Source organism: Celeribacter sp. ULVN23_4, assembly GCF_054788345.1.
The window spans coordinates 1-14,742 of record NZ_JBTVYO010000016.1; the positions used below are offsets into that span (position 1 = coordinate 1).

Here is a 14,742-nt window from a genome sequence, read left to right on the forward strand (position 1 = left end):
TAGCCTGCACTACAATTTCAGAGAAGTAGTTTGGGAGTTTATCTGACAGTGCTGAAAACACTGCCAATTGAACGGACGTGCACTCATGTAGGACGTCGGTTCACTTTGGGATAGCCTTGAGGGCGCGTCCAAATCGCGCATGCCGTCAAAAGTAGCACGGGTATAGCGTAAGCGTTGCATCTGACCCCCTGATTACCCTCTAAACTTGCCCACATCTCGTCAGCTAGTCTGCTTCCGAGCAGTGATCGGAGGCGACAATGGCGGAACGTGAAGTTTGGGGGTTTAAGGTCGGAACATCTCCTTCCGGCAAAAGAATTTGGCCGAATGCGCTCAAGCGAGAGGCAACGAGGCGGCTTCGAGAAGACGGCTTGTCGCCCGGCGATGTGGCGGCCGAATTGGGAGCTCATGAATGCCTCGTGAGGAAATGGTGGGTTGCTGACCGGCGCGAGCGCGGAGAGCAGATCACGGTCGAGGGCCCAGCCTTCGCGCAGGTGTCGGTTACCGCGCCGGCAGTTCCGGCTACGCGCTCTGCCGCCACCCACGGCTCTGGCCATTTGTACGTGGGCGGAATTTGCCTCCAGTTTCCTTTGTCCATCGACGAAGCTGATCTTCTGAAGCTGATCCGTGTTGCGGGGCAGTGTCAGTGATCGCGCCCTCCAGTAGCTATCGTATCTATCTGGCCACTCACCCTGTCGACTTCAGAAAGGGCATGGATGGTTTGGCCAATTACGTCATGGCCAATTTCGAACTCGACCCATTCTCCGGTGCGTTCTTCGTCTTCCGCTCGAAGGGGCGCGACAAGATCAAGGTTCTGATGTGGGACGGCACTGGCCTGGTGCTGATCTACAAGCGTATCGAAGGCGCGGGCTTCGTCTGGCCCAAACTTTCTGAGGGAACGATGACCCTGACGAAGGCACAGTTTGAAGCTCTCTTTGAAGGGATAGATTGGCGCCGCGTCGTCTCGGCCGCCTATCACCACCCCTCCATTTTCAACAAATCAAGTGCGGAGGTCGAGTGAGATGGCGACGATCCCTTTTATTCAGTGCAAGATCTTTCCCGTCGAGCAGACCGCCGACTACCTTGAAAAGCGCTTCATTAAGCATCTATGGCTATTGCGGTGTGGCCTGGTCGGCCAGTCGGCGCATGAAGTCGAACTGCTTGGAGTTGATAATCAGGAATTGCATAAGACGAGGATCACCCATCTCGACAGGAGCAGGGTCCAGAAGCGCGTCAAGAAGCTTATCACACGCCGCCAGGAAGCGTCAGGGATGGGCCATTTGCAGAGAGATGAACGGGAGCGATTGACCGCCTTGGCAGGCGGCGTTCGGCTTGCGACGGTGAAAACCGAACACCAAGCGGACGAAATCGCGGCGGCCCTTCACGATGAAATGCCCTGGATGGGGCCCGCGACCGAACAGGTCTGGAGGGCCATGCGCAGGTCGGTAAGAGAAGGCTCCATAGGTCTTCGCCTGCCGCCCATCCTACTCGATGGCCCTCCCAGGATCGGCAAGAGCTTTTGGGCGCGGCGTCTTGGTCGCTTCTTGACCGTCCCCACAACCGTCATCGAGGCTACCAATGAGAATGCCTCATTCGGTGTCGTCGGGTCTCAGCGTGGATGGGGAAGCGCCGGCCCAGGGCGTCTCATTTCCACGATCCTTATGGAACATGTCGCCAATCCGGTCATGGTCGTTGATGAGGTCGAAAAGTCGGGGACTGCAAGGTCCAGGTCGGGCAGAGCGTTCGGACTGTCGGAGGCGCTGCTACCCCTGCTGGAGCCCTTGACTGCAAGAAGTTGGAGTTGCCCATTCTATCAGGTTAAGTTCGACATGAGCTGGGTGATCTGGGTCCTGACATCCAACAACTACCGCGCGTTGCCCGAGCCGCTCTTGAGCAGATGCCCACCGATAACCCTACGAGCGTTAACGACTGACGAACTGGTGATGTTCATCTGGCGCGAAGGGCGCAGGCAGGGCACCAGCGATGTGGCCTTGGACGCCGCGGTCGAAGCTTTCAAACGTGCGGGCGAAGCAAGCCATCCGAGTCTGAGAACTGCGGCACGGGTGCTGCAGAGGGCTGCCGATCTCGAATGTCACCCCCCGCTGCATTGAGCCGATTTCACGAGCTCATCACACAAGGGAGGCGGCTTCGTGACTGAATTCGAGATCATCTTCGGCGTGTTTGGTATCGGCGCATGCATCGTTGGCGCCATCCATGTCACCATCGCCTACCGCTCTTCGATACGAGATGTTGAACCAGATCCGGAATGTGTTCGGCGATTTGTGGAACGGGGAATGGAGCTGCGGCGGCAGGCCCTGGAAAAATCGCGCGCAACCGACAGGACGAGCGAGGATGTCACCGAGCCAAAGTCTGTAGATCTTCCCAAGCGGCAAGCGGATACTGATTGAGCTCATCGCGTATGCTGCGCCACTTCGGCATGTTGTCGTCAAGGACCTTGATGAAACGCTCATCATGGCGCGGCGATATCAGGTGGGCGAGCTCATGCAGCAGTACGTACTCAATCGCCCGAACGGGTTTCTTGGCGAGCTCGAGATTAAGCCAGACGATTTTCTTGTCCGGATTGCAGCTGCCCCATTTCGTCTTCATTGGCCGGATGCCCCAGGCTTCGGTGGCAACGCCTAAGTGCGATGACCAATGCTCGAGCCGTGGGGCCACGTGCTCTCTTAGGCGCGCCTTGTACCAATTCTCCAGCCATCGCCTGCGTACTGCAGGCGTTGTGTCTGCCGGCACCGAATAGCGGAGCCGGTCACTGCCAATGAGTTCGATCCGGTGGACCTTCTTATCCCAGTAAATCACATCCAGTCGAAGAGGCCGGCCGAAAACGAAGTGTGTCTCGCCGGAGACGTACTGCCGTTGCTTCTGGCGCTCCTGAGCTAAGAAACGGGCCTGTTTGCGACGAACCCAATCCATCCTCGTGAGTACAGCCAGCTTGACCGCATCGAGACTGACGCTCAGCGGGGCGGCAACTCTGACCTGGCCTTCAGGCGGATAGACACCGACATGGAGGTTTTTGATCGCCTTCCAGCGGACCTCAACCGGCGTCCCTCCGATAATGTGGTGCTCAATATTCGCCATGGTTTTTCAGTATCTGCATTAGGGTATCCACAATGTCGGGATCCGAAATCTCAGCCTCCAGGCAGCGTCTGACTTTCTTTTCTTTCATCGCGTGACCACGCCATCCATGGGGGGCAGTCGCCCGTACAGCCTCGTCGACCCGGCGCGCGAGCGCCTCATCTTGTCCCAAGTTGTCAAACAACGCCTTCTGCCCGGGCGACTTCATGCTCTCAGGATAAGAATTACCATGGCCGGATTTCGCAGCCCTTACCAGTTCCGCGATCTTCTCCAAATACTCGGCGTACTCGATCGCGCCGTTCCGGCGCAGCGTCACCAGGTCAGTCAACAGCTCCGACATCTTCTCGTAGAACTTAGGGTTCACTGGGGTTTCGTCGATAATCAGCTTCCTGACGTTGTTCTCGATCGCCTCGGCAACATTTTCACGCTTACCCTTAGACCGCGCCGGAAGATCATCCTCGGCTTGAGCCCCTTTGCTCTCGACCAGGTCAATCATGCTGATATCATCTAGGTGAGAGATGACCTGAGAGTCGTCGGCCCTGATGTAATTGTCGATCAAGTGGCGCATGGCCGACTCGTAGAGCTTCATGTCAACGGCATCGCCGCTGTGGAGCCGCACGGCATCGCGGACGCCGATGGCATGTTCGACCTCCTTGCGCATTTCCGACAGCTCCAGCTCGTTGAAGTCCGATCCGTCCGGCTCGGCGGCGACGTTCGTGTAGGCACGCGCATAGCGCCCCGCCAACTTGTAAAGCGCTTGGCGGCGGCGAGCTTTCTCTTCCACGTCCGGATCGCTTTCGATGCCTTCGGGGCTGGAGAAATACGCAAAGAGCTCATCATCGCCCTTGGGCTGCTCGACCGCATCGAGAAGCCCCAGCCAGGCATCGCGTGCTGTCCGCAGATCTTCGTCAGCCTGCTCAGCCCGATCCGTGATCAGGCCCTCGACATCCTCCTTATCGAAGGCATCGAACGCCTCGGACGTATAGTCATCCACCGCGCTCTCGATGTTCCGGAACAGATCCTTGTAGTCGACGATATAGCCGAAATCCTTATCGTCGCCGTCCAGACGGTTCACCCGACAGATCGCCTGAAACAGCCCATGATCCCGCATCTGCTTGTCGATATAGATATAGGTCGCCGTCGGCGCGTCAAAGCCGGTCAACAGCCGGCTCACCACGATCAGCAGCTTCATCCGCCCGGGCTCTTTTTTGAACAGCCGTAGCGCCTCCTCCTCGTACTCTTCCTCCGACGTATCGCCGAGGAGATCGGTATAAACACGGTGGACGTGCTGCTTCTCGGTCTCGCCCATGCCGGTTTCTTCACCGGTGATTTCCGGGGCGGCGCGTTTGTAGGAGGTCACGATCGCGCACTTGTCCGCCAGGATTGACCCGGACTTCCGGAATATCTCGAAGAGCTCACACGCCTCGGGGATGGAGCCCGCCACGAGCATGGCGTTCCCCATGCCCGCATTCAGGCGCGGCTTCATCTCCATGTCCAGGATGATATCGTTGGCGATCTGCTCCAGCCGGTCACGGCTCGACAGCACACGTTGAAGCGTACCCCATCGCTGCTTGAGCGTCGCCTTCGCGATCGGGGTCAGCCCCTTCGTCTTGGCCTCGAACCAAGCGTCGATCTTCTCCGGCGCGCTGATCCTCTGGTCGATGTCGCGGGCTTCATAGCGCAGGTCCAGCACCACGCCGTCCTCGACCGCCTCATCAAATCGGTAAGGCTTGCCGATGTAGGGGCCGAAGGTTTCGAGCGAAGTCCCCTTGTCCGACCGCAGCAGGGGCGTGCCGGTAAAGCCGATGAACATGGCTTTGGGCAGCACCTTGCGCATCGCCTTGGCCAGCTTGCCGGACTGGGTGCGGTGTGCCTCGTCGATGAAGACGAAGAACTCTCCCTTGGGCGCACCGATGTTGGCGTTCTGGATATCAGAGATCAGGCTTTCTAGCTCCCCCTCTTCCTTCTTGCCGAACTTGTGGACGAGGGAGCAGATGATGCGATCCGTTGGATCGGCGAGTGCGGCCATCAGATCGTTGCCCGATCGCGCGCGCCGTACCTTGTCGCCGGTATTGCCGAAAACGTCCTCGATCTGACTGTCCAGCTCCTTGCGGTCGGTGACCACCAGGATACGGCCGTCCGGGAACGCTTCCCGGATCCAGCGGGCCAGCATCACCATGATCAGGCTCTTTCCCGAGCCTTGGGTCTGCCAGATGATGCCGCCTTCGCGCGCAGCCACGCGCTCTTGCGCGGCCTTCACTGCGAAATACTGGTTTGGGCGGGCGATTTTCTTGATACCCGCGTCGAACAGGGTGAAGTCGTGGATCAGTTCGAGGAACCGCGTCGGCGCCATCATCTGGGTCACATCGCGGTCAAGCCGGGCCAAGATCTCGCTCTCTTCCTTCCAGGCCAGCCAATAGGGCTGCGGCGTCTTGATCGGGGCGTAGCGTAGCCCCTCGCTGTCGTTGCCCGCGAAGGTGATCTGCACTGTGGTAAAGAAATGCTGGATGAACTGGGGAAGCTGATTGTCCAGCGTCTGGCGGATGCCTTCGCCCACGCCCACGGTCGATTTCTTCAGCTCCACCACGCCAAGCGCGATACCGTTGACATAGAGCACCAGGTCGGGCCGCTTGTTCCAGGCCTTGGCGTCCCTGCCCTTGATCGAGACCTCTTCGGCCACGCCGAGGTCATTGGCGCCTGCATCGCCCCAATCGATGAAGCGCACGGTGACGGGGGCCTCGCCCGGGCCGGGGGCGATGGCCACGCCGTAGCGGAGCATGTCGTAGAAGCTCTGGTTGGCCTCGTAGAGCTTGGAGCCTTCCATCCGCGCCTCGCGTTCAAGGCGGGTAATGGCCTGGGTGATGACATCGGGCGTGTAGCCGCGCGCCTCCAGCCACGGGCGCAGCAGGGAAGGCTCGATATTGGCGTTGCCCTCACGCTTTTGCCAGTCACCAAGGTAGCGCCAGCCGAGGCCGCCGCTGGTGCCGGATTTGTCCCCGCAGAGCAGGTCGATGACCCGGTTCTGGGCCTTGCGTTCCGCCTCGCCGATCTTGCTCATGGGGCACTCCGTTCTGGAAATCACTCGTTGAAAAATGGCGTCAGACCAGCCTGATCCGTCCGGTCAAAAGGTTCTGCATCATGCCCTCCTTCACCTGCCGCGCTTTTTCGAGGCGGGTGTTGAGGGCTTGGATTTCGGCGTCCATGTCGGTCAGGATCGAGGCTATGGCGGTTTGCTCTGCGATTTCTGGCAAATCGACAGTTGCATCACGGACCTGCTGCAAGCTGATCTGAGGATATGCTTGCCCAGTCACGATGGAGTTGAAATGCTTGATGTATTCTGGTCGCGAGAGTTGATGGAATACAAACTCTGGGTCGATTTCATCTGCCGAGATCCTGATGCGAGCAATGTGCTGGTTGATGTTTGCTCGGCCGAAGCCGTCGGGCAATCGAACCACTCGGCCGACATTGCCTGTAATCGTGATGAGAATATCGCCGCCTGTAACTTCGCTGCGTTTGGTTGCCCGATGCGCTTCCTCGGAAATGAACATGGATTGAGATAGGTCCAATCCTCTCGGCGAGACACATTCACTCCTTAGAAACAGGATTCCATGCGCCTCCCAGCCGAAGCCATACGTCGTGGGGGTCGCGCCTTTTGTGATAAAGGCTGACACGCTGTTGAGGGGCTTTTCGGTCCACTCCCCCGAGAACCCTGGAAGGCGGCGCTTGGCGGTCAGGAGGTCTTGCATCGCGCCCTGCTTGATGAGCCGCTTCTTGGCGATCAACCGCTCCAGCCCCTCGATCAGCGCATCCGCATCCGAAAGCGCCTCGGCGATGGCTTCCTGTTCTTTGGGCTCCTCAGGGCATGCGAACCGATAACCTGCTATCTCTTTCTGGGAAAGGGTAGGAAGTGCTCCACCCACCGCTGTTGCCGCCAGCTGAGACTGGAAGTCTTCTGATGTGACTACGTACCCCAGAAATGTCTCGTCTATACGTCTCCGCTTGAAAGTGACCATCTGCGGGTTCAAGGTCGCAGGAGCATAAAGGCCGCGCACAATTGCAGCCTTGCCTACGGTCGATCCAGTTTTCACCAAGATGATGTCACCATTTTCGATCTTAATCTCTGGTGACTCTTCCCATTTTTCCCAAGAGATGAACGTGTTCCGAGCCAAGCTCAGTCGACCACCTTGGATATTTGAAGGGCTCAGCGAGATAGCACCCTGACCTTCGGCGACGATGTCATTCACAGTATAGCCGCGGAAGCCAATCCTGCCGAAAATCGTGCAGACATCTCCAATAAGTCGGTATTGCCAGCCTTCAGGCAGCATGTGGGAAGTATCTGATCCATTCATGCCGTGAACCCCATTGCGTGGAGATGTTTAGCAACCTTCGAAGAGAGCGCTTCTACATTTTCTGCCATCTCCGGCATCGTATGCCCATACCGCTCTGTCAGCACCCGCACCCGGGCTGTCATCTGCTCGGTCCGGGCCTCGATCTCGGCCTCGATCAGATCGGCGATATCGGTCAGCCATTTGTCATCCACCACCAGGGAGCGGATCTCTTCCTCGGTCAGTTCGGGGTATTTCTTCAGCGTGGCCTCGGTCAGCGCCTCCTCGGCTGCCTTGACCGCCTTCTTGGCTGCCGTCTCGGCCGTCATCAGCTTGGCCACCTGCTTCAACAGCTTGGCCTCCTCCGGCTCGCCCTCGCAGGATTTCTGGCGTTCCTTGATGGAGGCCGCGGTCAGCTTGCCCGCCTCGGTCAGCGCATCGGCCAGCAGGCCGCCCTCGGCCCCGTGTTCCTCGACCAGTTCCTCGATCTCGCGGCCCAGCTCTTCGGCCTTGGCCTGCGCGTCATCGACGGCCTGCTGCAATTCAGGGAAGAAGCGCGCGACGATCAGCCGGGGCGGAATGACATCGGCCACAAGGCGCACCTTGTTCACGGTGAGGTCGGCTTCTTCCAGCCATTTGATGTTATCTTTCTTGCCGTCTTTTGACTTTACGTACTCATGCCGTGCAGTGCGCAGTTCCTTCGCCGCCTCCCAGCTGTCATGAGCGATGATGAAGACATCGTCCTGCATGGTCTCGGCCCAGTAGGACATGAGCCGCTGATACGCCTCGTAGCGGTCGATCAGAGGGGCGTCGGCAAAGCGGGTCAGCATGTCATCGGCCAGGTGCAAGATCAGCGCCTTGGGTTTGTCACCGACCTTGATACCATCCATTAGCGGCGCGTTCTGCCCGGCCCAGCCGTCAAGGATGGCATGGACCCGCTCGCGGAAGGAGGCGAATTCGAGGTGGTTGCGGATGGTGCTGCGTACCTCCTCCGGTTCGACCTGCGGATCGGAATAGCCGGGGCGCGGGTTCGGCCCGAAGAGCGTGGCGCGGATGCCGGGCATGACCTCCCAGAACTCAGCCAGCCCGTCGATGTCGCGGTTGGGCACGCCACCCTTGAGGTGAGCCTCGATGTCTTGCAGGTCCTCAGGGTCGGAGCCGTCGATATAGCGCGGGATGTTCAGGTTGAAGTCGTTGCGCGTGATCTCGGCATAGGGAACAAGGCGGGAATAGCCCGCGATTTCCGCCTGGCGTGTGTAGGCGTCGGTGATCTTGTGGATGTCCCGCTCGCGCAGGCGGTTCTTGTTGCCGTCCTTGATGAACCCGCGCGAGGCGTCGATCATGAAGACAGGGCGTTCGGCGCAGGCTTGGGATTTGTCGAGCACGATGATCGAGGCCGGGATGCCGGTGCCGTAGAAGAGGTTCGCGGGCAGGCCGATGATCGCCTTGATGTAGCCGCGCTTAAGGATCTTCTCGCGTAGCTCGGCTTCCTTATTGCCGCGGAAAAGCACGCCGTGGGGCAGGATGACCGCGCCGGAGCCGGTGGCCTTCATCGAGCCAAGGATGTGCAGCAGAAAGGCGAAGTCGCCGTTCTTCTCGGGCGGCATGCCGAGGTCAAAGCGGCCATAGCGGGTTGCGCTGGTCAGGCCGGAACCCCAGGCCTTGGCCGAGAACGGCGGATTGGCGACGACGAAGTCGAAGGTGAGAAGCTCGGTCTCCGACGCCTTGAACTGGGGCTCGGCGATGACATCGCCTTGGGCGATATCTGCATCCTCGCGCCCATGCATGATCATGTTCATCTTGGCCAGTCCACGGGTGGTGATGTCGAATTCCTGCCCGTAGATGGTGAGCGCGACGTCGGCAGCGTCAGCGGCCTTCAAAAGCAGAGATCCGGAGCCACAGGTGGGGTCATAAACGGTCTGCTTTGGGCTCGTGGCGCGACTGACGCCCGCAACGGCGGCGACGACACGCGAAACCTCCGCAGGCGTGTAGAACTGGCCCTTGCTCTTACCGGACTCGGTCGCGAAGTTGCGCATCAGATATTCATAGGCGTCGCCCAGGATGTCATCGCCATCGGCCCGGTTGCGGCTGAAGTTCAGCTCTTCCCGGCTGAATATGTTAATGAGTGCGGTCAGCGTCGTGACCATCTTGGCGCCACGCCCAAACTTCTCGGAATCGTTGAAGTAGGCACGGTCGATGACGTTCTTGAGGTCGTTGGCTTCGGCAATCCCGGCGATGGCCGTATCGATACCTTCACCAATGTCCTTGGTGCCGCGGAGCTTCTTGAGGTCCTCGAAAGAGCAGCCTTGGGGGACCTCGATCAGCGCGTCAGGCTTGCCCACGCGGTCAGAGACGTACTTCACGAACAGAAGCGTGAGAATGTAGTCCTTGTAAAGGGAAGCATCCATGCCACCCCGCAGCTGGTCGCAGCTGTCCCACAGGGATCTGTAGATATCGCTCTTCTTGATAGCCATCGTGCTCTGCCCTTCGCCAAGTCGCCCGCGTTCTCATCGCGCGAGCTGAGTTCAGGTTTAGCGTCTCCGAGCCGCGACGAACAGATACGCATTGCCTGACCAAGCAGGACAAAGACCTTTAAATTGCCGACCTTGGATGGGCTGTTGGCCGCCAAAGTCAAAAAAGATGCAGAAGTAATCGATGCCAAGCAGGCGTCCGCACGACTTGCGAAAAAACGAATTAAGGCTTTGCGAAAAACAACTCGGTTCCAGCGCGAAGCGCATATAATTAACCGGTTCCAGCCGAGATGACAGTTTGCGAAAAAATTGCTATTGCCTTTGCGAAAAATGCTGATTAACCGACCGGTAGCGACGTTTCACAAATAGCCGTCGGCTTCTTATATCAACTTGACTGTTGATCTTCACTCTTCAGTGCGTCATTTCCCTCTTAAAGTGATTCGCGAAGGTGAAAGGCGCCCCATTGGATTTGGCCATCGATAGAGAAAAACATGCTCGGATCAGATACGAGCTTTCCTTGTGCGGCCTGACCCTTGCTGAGATCGCGAGACGCGCGGAGGTTAGCGTTTCTTCCGTCAGTGCGGTTTCACTTGGGAAAAGCAGGTCCGCGCGCATCGAGACGATCTTGGCGCACGCTTTATCTACTTGCCCGGAAGCTCTTTTCCCGGAGCGCTATCCCAACAACAGCGGAGAGGGCACATGAGCTAAAACTCAAGGGCTCTGGAAGAGTTGAGGCCCCGGGACTGCAATCCCAAGGGCCTCGGAAAATCGCTCGGCGCGACACCTCCTCTATCCCCGACATGAACGAAGAAGTCAAGCCTCACGCCCGTCGCCCGACGGGCATGAACACTCGGGCCTTGCTTGCATGTTTGAGCCAAGACCCTGTGTAGCCACTGGGATGATGGGATGGATACTATACAAGCGGCCTGCGCCCAACTCGCAGGCCACCAAGACAGGTATGTTCAAAGGCTCTCGGGCGTCATTGCGCAGGCAGACCGTCAGCGCGACAACAAATACGTCAAACTGCAAGCAAGGCTTTCCAAGGCAACGTCGGAAATCAAGACATTGCGCTCAGAGCTCAGGCGGACAAGGGGCCAAGTAGAAGACTTGAACACCCAAGTGGCGGAGCAAGCGGCGCGCACTGCAGAATTGCTGCATGACCAGTACAGCCCAAAATCTGAAGTGGCAAAATGCAAAAAGGCGTCAAGGGGCCATGCCTGCTGATAATCAGAGCGAGGGAAGCGATCTTCCCTCTTCGAGGCAAATCAAAAAGTTTGCCGTCGTTAAGCCACCGAGGCCACGTAACAAGAATGGTCGTGGCGCCAAAAATTGGGAAAACCTAGATCGAATAGAGGTCCCTATGGAATTCCCGGAGACATGCCCCTGCGGTTGCGGCGGCACAATCCGAACCTATGATATTGATGAGAAACGTGAGGTCATTCCAGCGAAGCACTACATCGCTGTGCGAAAATACCCTCGCTATCGTTGTCGAAATAATGACGTCACTATTGGTTCTTTATACAAGCCAACGCTAATGCCTGGAGTGACCAGCGGAACAAGCATGCTGGCTTATTTGGTGACGATGCGCTACGGGTGGGGTATGCCCTTGTATCGGATTGAGAACATGCTCAATCATAGTGGTATCACCTATCATCGCTCAACCATGTGCAAGCAGATCGGCCGACTTGCCGCTGAGCTTAGGCATGTAACATCTGAACTCCAACGCCACACTCTGGATGATGCTTCCCGCATCTTCTTCGATGAGACGGTGTTAAAAATACTGCGCCCGGGCGAAGGAAAGACCGGGCAATCTTATATGTATGCGGCTCATCGGGATGATAGCTCCTTTGGCGGGAATGCCCCGCGCTCAACGGTATTCTTCCATCGAACTTCTCGGTCGATGGCGCATATACACGGGATCCTTGGCGGCAAGTCGTTGATCGTACAGCACGACGGCTATGCGGGTTATGGTCGTCTTGGTCAGCCGGGTACTGATGTCGAGAACATCTTGTCGGTTGAATGTTGGGTGCATGCCCGGCGCAACTTCATTAAGGCAGCGCAAACGATGGAATCGAACTTGCCAAATGAAATAGTAGAAATAATGTCTCAGCTCTTTGAAGTTGAAAGTATACTTAGAGGCCGAACGCCGGATGCGAGACTAGCATACCGAAAAGAACGGTCTGAGGCAGTTATTCAAAGAATATATTCGAGATTGAGGGAATTGTCCTCTAGGACGCTGCAAAAAGACAGGCTTGGCAAGGCCATTAATTACACACTTGAACGATGGGATTCTCTAACGCTTTTCTTGAAAGACGGACGGATAGACCTCGACACCAATCCAGTTGAACGTCAGTTCAAACCGATCATCCTACAGCGCAAGGGTAGTCTCTATATCGGTAGTGAAGAGGGTGGACAGACGTGGGCAGCGATGTCCTCATTGGTTGAGACCTGCAAGCTGAACCGAGTGGACACGTACAGCTATTTTTCTTGGATGATTGACGATCTCGCAGAGATGAGAACGAACAATCTTGACGAGGATATCGATTACAGTCGGTACTTGCCGTGGAATGCGCCAGGACACTGCAAGGTGAAGCTGCCGCCCGTGAAGTAGGGCGGGAAGCGGCCTGACGGCGCCGCAGCATGGCAGCTGCGGCAAGACCAACATAGCGGCCGCTTATACAAAATGCAGCTAATAGGCCTGTGGCCACTCAGAACGAGGAGCTATGGCATAGATGCATCTACATGGGTTATTCTACGGCGAAAGAACATGCGATCCGAGGGCCACTCTTGCAGATATTCTATTCTTGGCAGACCGATGCCGACCGAAAAATCAACAAGGATTTTATACACGCCGCATTGGTTGCCGCGATTAAAGAAATCAACTCCGACATAAGCTTCTCCGAGGCTGATCGCCGGGACGACTTGCTCACCTTGGACCAAGATACAAAAGGAATCCTCGGCTCGCCCCCCATCGCGGAAACGATTTTAAAAAAGATTGCTGCGGCCGATGTGATCGTTCTGGACGTGTCGCTGATAGCGTTCGGACGGGAACAAAAACGCCACATCAATAGTAATGTGGCAATCGAACTCGGCTATGCTTTGGGCAAAAGAGGGTACGAACCATTGCTTAAAGTTATGAATACATATTTCGGCGACTTTGAGAAGTTGCCGTTCGATCTAAAGGACAGACGTCATCCGGTGGGATACTATTTGCCACCAAATGCAACTAAAGTGCAGCTCGACACGCAGCGGAAAAAGCTAGCAAGGGAATTGAAGGCAATACTGGGCGAGTATCTACAAAAACTAAGCGCCACGCCACCAGTTGAATTAGACAAACACGAACCGACACCTACTAGTTACATCGAAACCGCATTCTGGCCGCAGCACGCGCCGATAGGTAAGCGACATCAAAAAGAAGAACCTCTCTATTGCGAGTCGACGCATCTCATATCCGTGCGTGTGATTCCTTCACATGCTCAGGAAAGGCTCACCCAGTTACAGTGCCGGGATATAGTGAAAAATTGCCCACCGTTGTTGTATGAAGGTGGCTATTCCAGTTCCGTGAATGAGTGGGGCGCGCTTACATACTGCCTCTATCATGAGACAACAAGCATCTTGTCCGGCACCCAATTACTCAAGAACAGGGAAATCTGGATGTTCGCAAGGGAGATGATATATCAGGTAAAGGATGATGGGCCGGACAACGCACGTTGGCTTACCGGCCACTATCATCTCATGAAGTATCTTCCGCACGCGATCAGCAATGCGATCAGCCTTTCCGGCGAATTTCTCTCCGGTCCTGCCGAGCTAAGAATAACAGCCGCCGATCTTTCTGGCGTATCGGCTAAGTCTGGAGAAAGCTACCGCCCTCGCAATAACGAGATATCAGAGAAAGTCATAGAGATACGCAGGGACATAAATTCGTCGCTCGATCCAAATGGCCTGGCATTCGAGTTTGCCCAGAAAATTTACGCCGAAGCTGGCATTCACCTTAATGCCCGGATGAGTGGGAGCCGCATTGCATAGCCTTGTAACGTCGGCCTCCTGTAATCGGAAAACGGGAAGGCTCTAGGTGGATGACAGCTTTTCAGACTGGTAGCTCGGAACACCCAAGCCTGTTTCCAATCCAAACACGATTGGGTGTTGTCATTCCGTTTGTGACTTCCGAACGAAAAGACTGAGTATGTCTCCCGATCTGTTCCTCCAAGTCTTGCCGACAGGGACGAATTTGAAGGACGGTAGCACGTTTTCTTTCATCGCGGGATTGCTTGTGGTCGCAAAGACGCCGTTGCCGGTCGCAAGGCATAGCACTTCTGCTACCAATGCTTTCGCTATGCCTTGGCCGGAATGCTTGGGCGAAACTGAGATATAGCCGAGCTCATACGGATATTCGCTTTCCGGTAGTAAGTAACCCGCCTTTGCGGCTCCTTGAAGGCTAGATCGGTATCCGACCAGCGGAACTTTCAAGGCAGCAACGCCAACCGCTTGACCATCGACTTCTGCGAAGATGATTTGAGCGCCCGGTCTTGCCGCACCTTCCCGGACATAGTTCTCAGCAACGGCACCGCCTGACCCAACCAACTTGATGACGGTATCCACCTCTTCTTTTGTGGCAGTCGCACCAACAAGAGTTCTGTACTGGATCATACGGGCTCTGATCGAACTTGAAGTTGGAAAGCAACGTAGACCGGATGACTGTTTTAGGGAAGCTGCAATGCAGCACCGCTTCCTTGTATGGACGGCAGGCTTGGGTCGATTGCAGCCGATTCTCGCGCTCCCGTATTGGCGTACGCCAATATACAGCGCCATAGTGAAGCGTTGAATAGGCCGACTAGGGGGCCCTTTGTAACGCTTAC

The 14,742-nt window shown here is 56.7% G+C and carries 12 protein-coding genes; 7 read left to right on the plus strand and 5 right to left on the minus strand.

Translation table 11 applies throughout. The features are described from left to right. Nucleotides 1–257: 257 nt before the first annotated feature. The 4 genes from ACYBHZ_RS19075 to ACYBHZ_RS19090 are packed head-to-tail and all read left to right on the plus strand — an operon-like array spanning nt 258 to nt 2,405. Nucleotides 258–647 carry a transposase gene (locus ACYBHZ_RS19075; protein ID WP_460275906.1) on the plus strand — a complete coding sequence of 130 codons (390 nt, stop codon included), beginning with the start codon at nt 258–260 and terminating at the stop codon, nt 645–647. Next, a complete protein-coding gene (tnpB, locus tag ACYBHZ_RS19080; RefSeq protein ID WP_460275907.1) occupies nt 644–1,018 on the plus strand; it encodes an IS66 family insertion sequence element accessory protein TnpB in 375 nt (124 codons plus the stop codon). Before ACYBHZ_RS19075 ends, tnpB begins: the two co-directional genes overlap by 4 nt. Before the next feature lies 1 nt (nt 1,019). Continuing rightward, nucleotides 1,020–2,108, plus strand: coding sequence for an AAA family ATPase (locus ACYBHZ_RS19085; protein ID WP_460275908.1), 1,089 nt, complete (start codon nt 1,020–1,022; stop codon nt 2,106–2,108). A 39-nt stretch (nt 2,109–2,147) separates the two neighbouring features. Beyond that, nucleotides 2,148–2,405, plus strand: coding sequence for a hypothetical protein (locus ACYBHZ_RS19090; protein ID WP_460275909.1), 258 nt, complete (start codon nt 2,148–2,150; stop codon nt 2,403–2,405). Here the strand turns inward: ACYBHZ_RS19090 and ACYBHZ_RS19095 are convergent. From ACYBHZ_RS19095 to ACYBHZ_RS19110, 4 genes are read right to left on the minus strand one after another with little or no spacing between them, the layout of a single operon-like run. Then, the gene (locus ACYBHZ_RS19095; RefSeq protein ID WP_460275910.1) at nt 2,353–3,093 is read right to left on the minus strand and encodes a M48 family metallopeptidase; all 741 of its coding nucleotides are present in this window, start codon (nt 3,091–3,093) and stop codon (nt 2,353–2,355) included. The two genes, ACYBHZ_RS19090 and ACYBHZ_RS19095, sit on opposite strands and share 53 nt — an antisense overlap. Continuing rightward, complete coding sequence (locus tag ACYBHZ_RS19100) at nt 3,080–6,148, minus strand: type I restriction endonuclease subunit R (RefSeq protein WP_460275911.1); 3,069 nt, start codon at nt 6,146–6,148, stop codon at nt 3,080–3,082. Before ACYBHZ_RS19100 ends, ACYBHZ_RS19095 begins: the two co-directional genes overlap by 14 nt. 40 nt (nt 6,149–6,188) lie before the next feature. After that, a complete protein-coding gene (locus tag ACYBHZ_RS19105; RefSeq protein WP_460275912.1) occupies nt 6,189–7,439 on the minus strand; it encodes a restriction endonuclease subunit S in 1,251 nt (416 codons plus the stop codon). Continuing rightward, nucleotides 7,436–9,889, minus strand: a complete 2,454-nt coding sequence (locus tag ACYBHZ_RS19110; protein ID WP_460275913.1) for a type I restriction-modification system subunit M — start codon at nt 9,887–9,889, stop codon at nt 7,436–7,438. Before ACYBHZ_RS19110 ends, ACYBHZ_RS19105 begins: the two co-directional genes overlap by 4 nt. A 445-nt stretch (nt 9,890–10,334) precedes the next feature. Here ACYBHZ_RS19110 and ACYBHZ_RS19115 point away from each other — a divergent pair, with 445 nt between their 5' ends. From ACYBHZ_RS19115 to ACYBHZ_RS19125, 3 genes are all read left to right on the plus strand, one after another. Next, the gene (locus ACYBHZ_RS19115) at nt 10,335–10,589 is read left to right on the plus strand and encodes a helix-turn-helix domain-containing protein (protein WP_460275914.1); all 255 of its coding nucleotides are present in this window, start codon (nt 10,335–10,337) and stop codon (nt 10,587–10,589) included. A 453-nt stretch (nt 10,590–11,042) separates the two neighbouring features. Beyond that, nucleotides 11,043–12,497 carry an IS66 family transposase gene (tnpC, locus tag ACYBHZ_RS19120; RefSeq protein WP_460275915.1) on the plus strand — a complete coding sequence of 485 codons (1,455 nt, stop codon included), beginning with the start codon at nt 11,043–11,045 and terminating at the stop codon, nt 12,495–12,497. A gap of 131 nt (nt 12,498–12,628) precedes the next feature. Next, nucleotides 12,629–13,912 carry a hypothetical protein gene (locus tag ACYBHZ_RS19125; RefSeq protein WP_460275916.1) on the plus strand — a complete coding sequence of 428 codons (1,284 nt, stop codon included), beginning with the start codon at nt 12,629–12,631 and terminating at the stop codon, nt 13,910–13,912. Nucleotides 13,913–14,032: 120 nt separating this feature from the next. On the opposite strand, the gene ACYBHZ_RS19130 is transcribed toward ACYBHZ_RS19125, so the two are convergent. Then, a complete protein-coding gene (locus ACYBHZ_RS19130; RefSeq protein WP_460275917.1) occupies nt 14,033–14,533 on the minus strand; it encodes a GNAT family N-acetyltransferase in 501 nt (166 codons plus the stop codon). Nucleotides 14,534–14,742 lie beyond the last annotated feature (209 nt).